Genomic DNA, 11,828 nt, shown 5'->3' with positions numbered 1-11,828 from the left:
CGAACGATCCGGAAAAGCCGTTCGTGACGAGCGGCATCCGCCTGGGTTCGCCGGCGATGACGACGCGCGGCTTCGGCCCGGCGGAAGCCGAGAAGGTCGGCAACCTGATCGCCGACGTGCTGGAAGCGCCGGAAGATGCCGCGACGATCGAGCGCGTGCGCGGGCTCGTCGCAGAGCTGACGCAGCGTTTCCCGGTCTACGGCTAAGGTGATGTGATCGGGTTCAACTGCCGACGCGGTTGGACCTCGTGCAGTCCGAAGCGATGTAAAAAAATCCGGCTCGCAGTATATGCGAGCCGGATTTTTTCGCTGTGTGCGAGCGGATGTCGCTTTACACGCTTCACACCGACGGATCGACGTTGGCCTCGAGTTCGCGAATGCGCTCGTCGTTGCGCGTGTCCTTGAGCACCGGCGGCCCCGCGAACGAATTGCGCACGCCGAAGCCGTACCAGATCACCATCAGCACGACCACGAACGCAACCAGTACGTAGAGCACTTTCTCGTTCGGTGGCTGGATGCCGACGTAGGCGAGCACGCAGGCGCCCACCAGCGCGAGCAACGCGCACGGCTTCGACCAGATGCCCAGCTGGAACGGGCCCTTTTCGGTCCACGTGCGCCCTTCGGCCAACATCCCCGAGCCGATCGGCATCGCATACGAGATGAACAGGAACACCGCGCTGCCCGCGCTCAGTACCGAGAACGCGTCGCCGTACAGCGTGACGACGATCGCGAGCACCGCGCAGGTCCAGATCGCGGGGCCGGGCGTCCGATGGTTGTGATTCACGCTGCGCAGCAGCTTCGACGCCGGCAGCCCGCCGTCGCGCGCGAATGCATACATCATTCGCGACGTCGACATGATCGCGGCGAGCCCGCACACGTAGTTGATGAAGAACATCGCGAGTTCGAGGCACACGCGCAAGGTCTTCGGGATCGGCGCGAGGATGGCCTCGAAGAAGCCGGTGCCCTGTTTCATCGCGGCGGTCAGGTCGGGCATGACCAGCACGAACGTGCACACCATCACGTAGCCGAACACCGCGGACCAGAACACCGAGCCGATGATGCCGCGCGGCACGTTTTTCGCCGCGTCGTGCGTCTCCTCCGACGTGTGCGCGGACGCGTCGAAGCCCGTGATCGTGTAGGTCACCAGCAGCAGGCCGGACAGGAACGCGAGCGGCGTGGCCTGTTTCGGCCAGGCGCCGCCGTCGACGCCCGTGAAGTTGGTGAAGGTGACGAGCCGGTGCAGGTCGAACGCGACCGGCGAGTAGACCAGCAGCGACACGACCAGCGCGATCGTCACGACGAAGATCAGGTAGCCGGACAGGTCGGTGATCTTGCTCGCAATCTTGATGCCGCGTGCGTTCAGGATTGCCTGCGAAATGGTGATGAACGCGATGAACGCAGTCTGGTGCCACCACGTCAGGCTGTCCGGACTGACGCCGAACATCGGGGCGATCAGCGTCTTGAAGAACGGATCGTAGGTGCCGAAGTTGATTGCCGCGATCACGAAGATCAGGCCGATCAGGTTGAGCCACGCCGTCATCCACCCCCATTTCTTCCCGCCGAGCATGGCGCCCCAGTGATAGAGGCCGCCGGCGGTTGGAAACGCGGACGCGATTTGCGACATCGATACCGCGACGATCAGCGCGAACAGCGAGCCGAGCGGCCAGCCGAGACCGATCGATGCGCCGCCGGCCGCGGAAAACGCGAGCTGAAACGCGGTGATGCCGCCTGACAGAATGCAGATCACCGAAAACGACACGGCGAAGTTCGAGAAGCCGTTCATGCGTCTCGAGAGCTCCTGCGCGTATCCCATCTTGTGGAGGAGGCTTACGTCACTGTCGGTGCCTGAATCAGGCTGGATTTTTGCATCCATATTTGCTCCGTCACGAATGTCCTGCATGGCAGGACCGTCATCGCCGCCCGGGCCCGGCGCTGGCGCCCGCTCCTGGAATTCGTCGGTGGCACGCGATGCCATGCAGGGATGACAGTCGCTTTCCGGTCCGATGCGGGAACGGTATGAAGCCAAATCTCGCGGCGCTATCGGATTTCGGCAAGGCAGTCGAAACGCCGGATGCATGCACCGTTCGGGGGCATTGCATGCCGGTTTGCGTTTTTGTAAGAAATCCGGAGGAGTCGGGGATGACTCGTGCTTGCCGAAATGCGATAGCTGGAGAAAGGGCGTGTGACCGCGAGCGTTGATCACCTGCTCGACGCGTTTGCTGCGGAGGAAAGTCTGCACGTGCCGCTGAAGGCGCTGGATGCGTACGGCGCGTGATGGTTGCGGAGGGTTTCGCTTGAGGGTGTCGCCGCCCGCGCGGTCACGCGTCGAAGTGTCGGCTTCGTGCGCGAACGCGGGTGGCGCTTCGTTACGTGCGTGTCGCGCTCAGGCCGTCGCGGTTCGCCGCGCCGTCAGCCGATTCCACAGCATCCCGGAGCGGCTCCCGCTTCGGCAATAGGCAAGCACGGGCTTCGGCAGCGCATCGACCAGTGCGCCGAACGCGTCGACTTCCGCATCGCCGATCCGATCGCGTTCGACCGGCAGATAGCGTGCGTCGAGGCCGAGTTCGCGCGCCGCCGCAGCGATCTCGTCGAATGCCGGTTGATCGGCGCCTTCGCCGTCCGGCCGGTTGCAGATCACCGCGCGAAAGCCCGCATTGCGGATCGCCTTCAGGTCTGCCGGCGCGATCTGTCGCGACGCGGTGAAGCCGGTCGCTGCCGCGGCCCGGCATTGCTCGAGCGCGCGCGCAAAACACGCGATCGCGAAATCGACGTCCTGCTCGGTCGTGAAGCGGCCGAAGCTGATGCGCACCGTGCGGCCCGCGGCTTGTTCATCGAGGCCGATCGCGGTCAGCACGTGGGACGGCGCGCCGCTGGTCGAGTTGCATGCGGACGTCGACGACACGGCGAGCGAATCGCCGAGCATGAACGGGAAGAAGCCCGGCGCGTTCACCGTGAGGCTCAACGTGTGCGGGATGCGGCGCGCCGCTGCCGCGTTATGCGTGATGTCGCCGAGCGCGAGCAGCGCGTCCTTCAGGCGCGCACTGAGGGCGGCGATCCGCACGGCTTCACGCTCGAGCTTGTCGGCCGCCAGTTCGCATGCGGTGCCCATCCCGACGATCTGATGCGTCGCGAGCGTGCCCGAGCGCAGGCCGCGCTCGTGTCCGCCGCCGTGAATCTGCGGCGCGATGCGATCGGCGATGTCGCGGCGCACGAACAGCGCGCCGATGCCTTTCGGACCATATACCTTGTGCGCGGACATCGACAGCAGGTCGATGCCGAGCGCGCGCACGTCGATCGGCGTCTTGCCGAGCGCCTGCGCGGCGTCGACGTGCAGCAGCGCGCCGGCCGCGTGCACGATGCGCGAGATCGCGCCGATGTCGGTCAGCGTGCCGAGTTCGTTGTTGACGAGCATCAGCGACACGAGGCCCGTATCGGGGCCGATCGCCGCGGCGACTGCGTCGACGGTGATTTCGCCGTCGGCGGTGGGCGTCAGGTAGGTTGCCGTCATCCCGCGCTTCGACAGGTTCGCCATCGTGTCGAGGATGGCCTTGTGTTCGAGGCGGCTCGTGATCAGGTGGCGCTTGTCGGTCGCGGTCTCCGCGTAGCCCTTCAGCGCGAGGTTGTTCGATTCGGTGGCGCCCGACGTCCAGACGATCTCGTCGGCATCCGCGCCGATCAGCGCGGCGACCTGCGCGCGCGCGTGCTCGACTTTTTCCTTCGCAAGCCGGCCGGCGGCGTGCGAACTCGATGCGGGATTGCCGAAGATGCCGTCGGCACCGAGGCAGGCCGTCATCGCTTCGATCACGCGGGGATCCGCCGGGGTGGTGGCTGCGTAGTCGAGGTAGTGCAGCGGGGTGGTATTGCTCATGTCCTTCTCTGGCTCTTTCTCTTCGGAATGGGAGAAATGATACGAGGGAGGGCGGGGAAAAAGGATCCAAAATTGGCTGGCAATGCCGCTTGATGTGGAATCGTGTTTTGCATGAATGCGCCTATGGGGAATTTATTTCTGTTTGACGCCGGCCGGGCATGGTGGCGGCCCGGTCATGCGGATGCTCGCGTGACCGGCGTACGCACGCCGACGCAGCGTTCGGGGTTGCGCGGCGGGATCGTGAATGCGGTCGTCGCGTATCGAGGAGACGAACGACATCGGCGGGTAGCGAGGTGGCGACTTGTCCGATCTGGCACGCATTGAACGCCAGTGAACGCCCCGAAGCACGAGCCGGTTAGGTCATCTTGTCCTGGTCCGGATGATTCGATAAGCGATGTGCGTCCTGCACCCATGCGTGCAGCGCGCGCTCGTATTTCGCCGGGATCGTGATCGTCACCGTGGTGAGGCGCGTGTCGTTGCCCGGTAGTTCCAGATACCGCTGCCACGCTTTGCGAACGAGCTGCGACATGGCCGAGCGATTGATACCCAGTTCCTCCGCCAGTTCGCGCTGTGAGCGGCCCTTCACGAAAATCTCGTGCAAGGCCCACTGGTTCAAGGGTTTGATCCGCGTATCCTGCAGCCGCAACAGCCGGAATTGTTCGGCGGTCATGCGTCGTGTCTTCAGCATTCAAGGCCGCCCCGAAGTCGGAAGGGAAGAAATCAGCAGCGCGCCGCATGAAGTCTCGTGACCGTCGAACGCGGCCGCTTGGCCTTCGACGTTGAATGAAGCGTCACCTTTGGCAATCGTGCAGGTGCCGTGAACCGGACACGAACACACGTCGCCGATGCGGGCGACCGCGCGTCCCATGACCGTGCTTGTCGCGGCTCCGGATTCGACCCGGCCGCCGTGGGTATGTTTGTCGCCTACCCGGATAATTCCTCGCATATGTCGCATCCTTCTGAATGATTCGCGCGGTGGTCACGTTGGTACGCAACGCGCCACTGCGCGGGTTTGCATCACCATGAATAGCCCTGCATGCCGTAGTCGGTATCGTGTCGACGGCCCCACCACGGCAGGTAGGCGTTGTTGCCGCCGCGTGCGCGGAACCAGTCTTTGGTTGGGTCGATCGGTGTGAGATTCGACGGCGGCATGACGACGACTGCGACGGGGTGGTCAGGGTCGGTCGTGCCGGCGACGAGTGCGTTGCCACCGAAGTGATTGATTCGGCCGATTGCGAGCGCGACGTCGGTCAGTGCGCTGCCGGTTCCCATGTCGCCGAGTAGGGCGGCCGTGTTGAAGGTCTGCTTCCGGTGGTCGTATTCGGGGAGGGTTTCGGTCAAGGTCTGCGCGAGCGCGACAAGGCGTGATGACGCTGCATCGCTGCCGTTGCCTGCGTCGTGGACGATGTAGTTCAGGTCAGTGACCGCGACACCGGCATTGCGTGCTGCTTGGTCGATGGTTGCTTTCCACGCCTGCACGGTGCGTGTCGTGCCGACCTTTGGCGAAAAATCGTGCGTGTTGCCCGTTGCGGCCTTGCCGATCCAGGCGAGCGGTTCGCGCTGCGTGTTGAAGTTCGGGCCGGCGAGGAACAGCACGACGAGGTTTTCGTTGATTTGTGCGTCGGTAGGCGGGAAGTTCGGTGCGTCCCAGTTCATCGCCCACGCGGTCTTGTCGGGGTTTGCCTGCAGGTAGGTCAATGCCTTGTTCAGTGATGTGAAACCGGCGTTTGCGTCGCCTTGCGTGATCTGAACATCAGGGGGCGTATCGCGGCTCCAAAGCGTCTTGGGCGACGGCGGACCGATCTCGAAGAAATTCATCATCCGATCGACCATGCGCGATTTGGCAAAGGCAGGATCAAGTCGAGGCGGAACAGCAATTTCTACGTGTATGCCGGCGAGTTCGCGCCAGTCACGCTGGCGATCGGGGCTCACTGTATAGAAATACATCGCGTTGCTGAAGTAGCGGGAGCGTAGCAGTAAGATGAATTTATCAATGTACTTGGCGTAGAAACCGTTGAAGGTTTCCGTTCCGCGATTGCCGTACACCAACGCACCAATCGACCGAAGCGCCGAATATTTCTCGGGCTTCGTACGCACCATGTCATCGTTCTTGTTCGGGGCGGCAAACCCTTGCGCCCACAACAACTGCCATTCAGTCGGATAGTCCATACGTTGCAACGGATTCAACCACATCAGACCAACGATCTGCGCGACGAACGGCTTCGCCGGCTCTTCGTTTGTTGGTGTTGCATTCTCTGCACGCTCAATGACAGGCGCGGCTTGTGCCGGATGCATCATGGCCGTGGTGAATAGAAACACCATGAGTGCAGTCAAGCCGGGTACGACAATGAATCGTTTCATCCAATCTCCTATTTCCAAATGGACCGGGTCGGGTTGCTCTACGTGAGCCGTCAGTGTGGCCATGAGCACGCTGATGATCAGCGATGCCGAAACGGGGATGGCGGCACATCTCGGTCATGTGACGATCGGTGCTTTCAAATTACATCGCCGACCTCGATCTGGCCTTGACTCTGCATGAGCCGTGCAGCGGGCTCGCTTGCATGCAACGTGCCACCGCACTGGCTTGCGTCACCACGAATAACCCTGCATGCCGTAGTCGGTATCGTGTCGACGGCCCCACCACGGCAGGTAGGCGTTGTTGCCGCCGCGTGCGCGGAACCAGTCTTTGGTTGGGTCGATCGGCGTGAGATTCGACGGCGGCATGACGACGACTGCGACGGGATGTTCAGCGTCGGTCGTGCCGGCGACGAGTGCATTGCCGCCGAAGTGGTTGATTCGGCCGATTGCGAGCGCGACGTCGGTCAGTGCGCTGCCGGTTCCCATGTCGCCGAGTAGGGCGGCGGTATTGAACGTCTGCTTCCGGTGGTCGTATTCGGGGAGGGTTTCGGTCAAGGTCTGCGCGAGCGCGACAAGACGCGATGATGCTGCATCGCTGCCGTTGCCGGCGTCGTGGACGATGTAACTCAGGTCGGTGACCGCGACGCCGGCGTTGCGTGCCGCTTCGGCGATAGTTTCCTTCCACGCCTGCACGGCACGCGTCGTGCCGACCTTCGGCGAAAAGTCGTGCGTGTTACCTGTTGCGGCTTTGCCGATCCAGGCGAGCGGCTCGCGCTCGGTGTTGAAGTTCGGGCCGGCGAGGAACAGCACGACAAGGTTTTCGTTGATCTGTGCGTCGGTAGGCGGGAAGTTCGGTGCGTCCCAGTTCATCGCCCACACGGTCTTGTCGGGGTTTGCCTGCAAGTAGTCCAATGCGTTGTTCAGCGATGTAAAGCCGGCATTCGCGCCTCCTTGCGTGATCTGAACATCAGGGGGCGTGTCGCGGCTCCACATCGATGTAAAGTATGGATTTCCTATAAAGAAAGTTTCTTGGATCGACTTTTTAAGATAGTCGTGGGCGATAATTGAGTCGAGGCGATCGGAAACGGCACTCTCAATGTGAATCCCGGCGAGTTCACGCCAATCCTGTGGACTATCTGGCTTTACAGAATAGAAGTACTTCGCGTTTTTCGCGTAGCGACCACTCATCAGACGGGGGAACTTCTCGACGTACTTGTGATAAAAACCCTTGAAAGTTTCTTTCCCACGATTGCCATACACCAACGCTCCAATCGACTGAAGCGTCGCAAACGACTTCGGATCAGTGCGTACCATGTCGTCGTCTTTGTTTGGCACGGCAAGCCCCTGCGTCCACAATAATTGCCATTCGGTCGGGTAGTCCATCCGTTGTAGTGGGTTCAACCAAATCATGCCGACAACCTGAGCGACGAACGGCTTCGCCGGCTCTTCGGCTGTTGGCGCTGCATTCTCTGCATGCTCCAGAACAGGCGTGGCTTGTGCAGGACGTGTGATGGCCGTGGTGAACAGAAACACTATGAATGCAGCCAGGCCAGGAACGACAACGAATCGCTTCATCCAATCTCCCATTTCCAAATGCGCCAGGTCGGGTTGTTCTACGTGCGCCATCAGCGTGGCCATGAGTACAGTGACGATCAGCCATACCGAAATGGAGATGGAGACACATCTCGGTCATGTGACGATCGGTGCTTTCAAATTACATCGCCGACCTCGATCTGGCCTTGACTCTGCATGAGCCGTGCAGCGGGCTCGCTTGCATGCAACGTGCCACCGCACCCCGCTTGCATCACCACGAATAACCCTGCATGCCGTAGTCGGTATCGTGTCGACGTCCCCACCACGGCAGGTAGGCGTTGTTGCCGCCGCGTGCGCGGAACCAGTCTTTGGTTGGATCGATCGGCGTGAGATTCGACGGCGGCATGACGACGACTGCGACGGGGTGTTCGGGGTCGCTCGTGCCGGCGACGAGTGCGTTGCCGCCGAAGTGATTGATTCGGCCGATTGCGAGTGCGACGTCGGTCAGTGCGCTGCCGGCTCCCATGTCGCCGAGTAGGGCGGCCGTGTTGAAGGTCTGCTTCCGGTGGTCGTATTCGGGGAGGGTTTCGGTCAGGGTCTGTGCGAGCGCGACAAGACGTGATGACGCTGCATCGCTGCCGTTGCCTGCGTCGTGGACGATGTAGTTCAGGTCAGTGACCGCGACGCCGGCATTGCGTGCCGCTAGGTCGATCGTTTCCTTCCACGCCTGCACGGCACGCGTCGTGCCGACCTTCGGCGAAAAGTCGTGCGTGTTACCTGTTGCGGCCTTGCCGATCCAGGCGAGCGGCTCGCGCTGCGTATTGAAATTCGGGCCGGCGAGGAACAGCACGACAAGGTTCTCGTTGATTTGTGCGTCCTTGGGCGGGAAGTTGGGCGCGTCCCAGTTCACCGCCCACGCGGTCTTGTCGGGGTTTGCCTGCAGGTAGGTCAATGCCTTGTTCAGTGATGTGAAACCGGCGTTTGCGTCGCCTTGCGTGATCTGAACATCAGGAGGTGTGTCGCGGCTCCACATCGTCGCGAAATGCGGATTACCGATAGAAAACGTCTTTCGAATTGAGTCTTGCAAGTAGCTTTGCGATTCGGTCGCATTAAGTCGATTCGGAATCGAAAGCTCAACATGAATGCCCGCGAGTTCCCGCCAATCTCTTTTATGATCGGGCGCTACCGTGTAGAAGTATTTGGGATTGGAGGCATAGCGCGAGCTCAGCAGCAGAGGAAACTCGAACATATACTTGCGGTAGAAGCCTCTAAATGTTTCCTCGCCGTCGTTGCCGTATGCGATTCCCGCTACCGATTGCAGTGTAGTAAAGGACTTCGGGTCGGTGCGAACCATGTCGTCATTCTTGTTTGGTGCCGCAAGCCCTTGCGTCCATAACAATTGCCATTCGGTCGGATAGTCCATACGTTGCAACGGATTTAGCCACATCATGCCGACAACCTGCGCGACGAACGGCTTCGCCGGCTCTTCGACTACTGGCGCTGTATTCGCTGTACTCGCACCAATAGGCGCGGCTTGTGCCGAACGTATCATGGCCGTGGTGAGCAGAAACACCACGAGCGCAGCCAGGCCGGGTACGATAACGATTCGCTTCATCCAATCTCCTATTTCCAAATGGGCTAAGTCGGGTTGTTCTACGTGTGCCATCAGCGCGGCCATGAGCACGGCGGTAATCAACCATGTCGAAACGGCGACGGCGGCACGTCTCGGCCATGTAGCGATCAGCGTCTTCAAATCACACTCCCGACCTTCAGATAGAACTCACCTTCACGTTCATCCGTGATCGTGTCAGGCTTCTGGCCTTCGCTGTCCTCGGCATGTACCCATTCATGTATCGATAGACCATCAAGTTGCCCGCGTGCAAAATATTCGTAGTACTTCTTGTTTAGGTTTTCGTCTGACAGACCTTTACCCATCCGCCAATCTGCCTCAATCCGAAGCGATTTCATTTGCTTGGGCGTGAGATAGCACAGACCTACAGCAGCGTCATACGCAAGCGCCTTCTCGGCGTGCTCAGGATTGGTCATCGTCGTGGAATGGTTGGTCGGACTATTGGTCGAACCACGGTCGAGCCAATCGACAATCTGCTTGTCGCGCCATTCCTTGTAGCCTTCCGGCATCGCGCTTTTTCCGTCCTCGCCGAGTACGTGGCCGTTGCTATCGAGCCATTCCGTGTTCAGCGTTCGACGCGCCTCCATCCGCATCAGCGCGCGATCCTCATAACGCTGTCCGGCCTCGGTTTCCGCCGTACCTTGCGCGACGCTATCCGCGTTCTTTGCCTTGTACTGGTCGTAGGGATCGTCGGCCCGCTTGTCCGCATCGGCCTTTCTCGCGTCGCGCCAGGCGGCCGGTGGATCGTTGCCTTCGTTGAAGTCGCTGACCGCGTCGCCGTCCTTCGTTTCGACCGGCTTGCCGAATCGCATTGCCTTCGGCGGGAACGGATCATCAAGTGCCGGAGCATCCGCCACCACGGTCCAACCCTTCGGCGGATCGGCATTCACACGGAGCATGTTCAGCGCCGAACTGATTCCGGTCACGACGAACATGAGCGGCGCTGTCACGAGCGTCGCTGCCACGCCCAAAACCGACTCATTCCCTTTGATTGCACCGATCAGATTGAATTTGGCCGCCGGCGATGGCGGATACCAGAAGCCGGGTTTCGTTCCTGGCTTGCCATGCCGCCAGTCGTCTTCCCAATACCGGTAGGGCTTCTGCGCGCCGACTGGAAAGCCGGATGCGAACACCCGCTGTGTCAGGATGCCTGCCGCACCGATATCGTCGAGTTCGTGCTTGCTGATCCCGCGCCAGCCGATACCTTGAACCGTCACCGCCGAAATCACCTGATCGTGCGGACAGCAATACGCGGTGACGCGTCCATATGTCGACCCATTCAAGCCGTGCCGAGCGCGATCCTCTTGCGTCGCATAAGACCGGTTGCTGGTCGGCGATATCCGCTTGTTTTCCATGTCTTCATCGATCTTGTCGGCGGGCAGTTCGTATGCTTTGCGAGCGCCGATGATCGATAGAAACTTGCCGAAGGTCTTCGTGCGTGCGGCGTAGGTCTGCCTTCCGCGCTGACCGCTCGCGTCCTTCGTCGCGCGTTGCGACCATGTATCCATGAACGTGTCGGATTTGTACGGGCCGTCCGCATTCGCAAGGCTATACGGCGCATTCGCCAGAACGTAGGCGTCTGCCACGCAATGGCCGGTGCTCCCCCACGGATCTTCGACATCAGGGAAGGCGTCGCCGAAGAACGCCGCTGTCAGGCCGACGATGTTGCCTTGGCTGTGACACACAACAGTAATGGGTACATCGGCCTGCATGCGGCGAATCGATTCGATCAACCTGGCGAGGCGCAACGCAGCGAGCACGCCATACGCGCGTGGCGGCGCGCGGTAAAGCGGACGGTTGGTCGGGTTGATGCCTTGCACGGTCATCCATCCCATCGTTCGATCGTCCAGACCGCCGTGCCAGAGATCGGGCAGGCTTGCACAGCCGTTCGTGAACGGGCCGCCGCCCCAATAGTCCTTCTCGTTCAGAAAGATCTTGTCGCCGTATTCCTTCAGTTCGGCCGCCGTTGCCCGATAGCCCCATCGGAAATGAATCACGGGCGAAAACGAAGGGTCGGGCTTGATGTAGTCGCCGGACCAAAGCTTCGGATTCAAGAACCCATCCGGTGTCACGCTTTCCGTGTACTTCGCGGGCGTCAACTGCCCGGCGTCTATGCCGTGATACATCATTTGATCGTTCAGTCGCCCGAGCCGGCGATTCAAGCCTTTGCACAGCCCATCCTCTGTCGCATCGAACCATTCGCCTTCGGAGTTGACTCCATGAACGAAGATCACAATGCCGGGCAAGGGCATCTGCTTGAGGCAGATGAGTCGTACGCCTTTCGTGAACATCGTCACACCTTCGCCGCGGCCGACGATGATCGGCGGCGGTTCAGGGCGCGGCGCGGCCGCATCAGGTGATGTATCGGCTCTCGCGCCGGGTTCGTCGGTGGGCGCATCCGTTCCTGCTCGCGGATCGACAAATGAATCTGTCATCTAAA

8 protein-coding genes and 1 pseudogene are annotated in these 11,828 nt (G+C 61.1%); 1 reads left to right on the top strand and 8 read right to left on the bottom strand.

Translation table 11 applies throughout. From position 1 onward, the window contains the following. A pseudogene (gene glyA, locus DIE15_RS34785) lies at window positions 1-206 on the top strand (serine hydroxymethyltransferase); the annotation flags it as partial. Between the two features lie 133 nt (window positions 207-339). On the opposite strand, the gene DIE15_RS34780 reads toward glyA, so the two are convergent. From DIE15_RS34780 to DIE15_RS34745, 8 genes are all read right to left on the bottom strand, one after another. Then, window positions 340-1,872, bottom strand: coding sequence for an amino acid permease (locus tag DIE15_RS34780; protein WP_124835683.1), 1,533 nt, complete (start codon window positions 1,870-1,872; stop codon window positions 340-342). A gap of 510 nt (window positions 1,873-2,382) precedes the next feature. Then, window positions 2,383-3,867, bottom strand: a complete 1,485-nt coding sequence (locus DIE15_RS34775; RefSeq protein ID WP_124835682.1) for an aminotransferase class V-fold PLP-dependent enzyme — start codon at window positions 3,865-3,867, stop codon at window positions 2,383-2,385. A gap of 355 nt (window positions 3,868-4,222) precedes the next feature. Then, window positions 4,223-4,537 carry a TrfB-related DNA-binding protein gene (locus tag DIE15_RS34770; protein ID WP_124835681.1) on the bottom strand — a complete coding sequence of 105 codons (315 nt, stop codon included), beginning with the start codon at window positions 4,535-4,537 and terminating at the stop codon, window positions 4,223-4,225. Window positions 4,538-4,555: 18 nt separating this feature from the next. Next, a complete protein-coding gene (locus DIE15_RS34765; RefSeq protein ID WP_082664678.1) occupies window positions 4,556-4,813 on the bottom strand; it encodes a PAAR domain-containing protein in 258 nt (85 codons plus the stop codon). 71 nt (window positions 4,814-4,884) lie between these two features. After that, entirely contained in the window at window positions 4,885-6,228 is a 1,344-nt protein-coding gene (locus DIE15_RS34760) for a virulence factor (protein ID WP_124835680.1), read from the bottom strand. A 228-nt stretch (window positions 6,229-6,456) separates the two neighbouring features. After that, window positions 6,457-7,800 (bottom strand): virulence factor, encoded by a 1,344-nt coding sequence (locus DIE15_RS34755; protein ID WP_124835685.1) that lies wholly within the window; start codon window positions 7,798-7,800, stop codon window positions 6,457-6,459. Between the two features lie 229 nt (window positions 7,801-8,029). Beyond that, on the bottom strand, window positions 8,030-9,373 hold the full coding sequence (locus DIE15_RS34750; RefSeq protein ID WP_124835684.1) for a virulence factor: 1,344 nt from the start codon (window positions 9,371-9,373) through the stop codon (window positions 8,030-8,032). Window positions 9,374-9,507: 134 nt separating this feature from the next. Continuing rightward, window positions 9,508-11,823, bottom strand: a complete 2,316-nt coding sequence (locus DIE15_RS34745; RefSeq protein ID WP_124835679.1) for a hypothetical protein — start codon at window positions 11,821-11,823, stop codon at window positions 9,508-9,510. Window positions 11,824-11,828: the final 5 nt, after the last annotated feature.

It is taken from the genome of Burkholderia sp. Bp9031 (assembly GCF_003857965.1).
GTDB lineage: Bacteria > Pseudomonadota > Gammaproteobacteria > Burkholderiales > Burkholderiaceae > Burkholderia > Burkholderia ambifaria_A.
Note: the sequence above shows the minus strand (reverse complement) of the source record. Positions and strands in the feature narration are given on the sequence as shown.

What these genes read in the sequence shown, in the direction of transcription:
- DIE15_RS34780 (WP_124835683.1), bottom strand. Translation starts at nt 1,872, where the DNA reads ATGGATGCAAAAATCCAGCCTGATTCAGGCACCGACAGTGACGTAAGC.
- DIE15_RS34775 (WP_124835682.1), bottom strand. Translation starts at nt 3,867, where the DNA reads ATGAGCAATACCACCCCGCTGCACTACCTCGACTACGCAGCCACCACC.
- DIE15_RS34770 (WP_124835681.1), bottom strand. Translation starts at nt 4,537, where the DNA reads ATGACCGCCGAACAATTCCGGCTGTTGCGGCTGCAGGATACGCGGATC.
- DIE15_RS34765 (WP_082664678.1), bottom strand. Translation starts at nt 4,813, where the DNA reads ATGCGAGGAATTATCCGGGTAGGCGACAAACATACCCACGGCGGCCGG.
- DIE15_RS34760 (WP_124835680.1), bottom strand. Translation starts at nt 6,228, where the DNA reads ATGAAACGATTCATTGTCGTACCCGGCTTGACTGCACTCATGGTGTTT.
- DIE15_RS34755 (WP_124835685.1), bottom strand. Translation starts at nt 7,800, where the DNA reads ATGAAGCGATTCGTTGTCGTTCCTGGCCTGGCTGCATTCATAGTGTTT.
- DIE15_RS34750 (WP_124835684.1), bottom strand. Translation starts at nt 9,373, where the DNA reads ATGAAGCGAATCGTTATCGTACCCGGCCTGGCTGCGCTCGTGGTGTTT.
- DIE15_RS34745 (WP_124835679.1), bottom strand. Translation starts at nt 11,823, where the DNA reads ATGACAGATTCATTTGTCGATCCGCGAGCAGGAACGGATGCGCCCACC.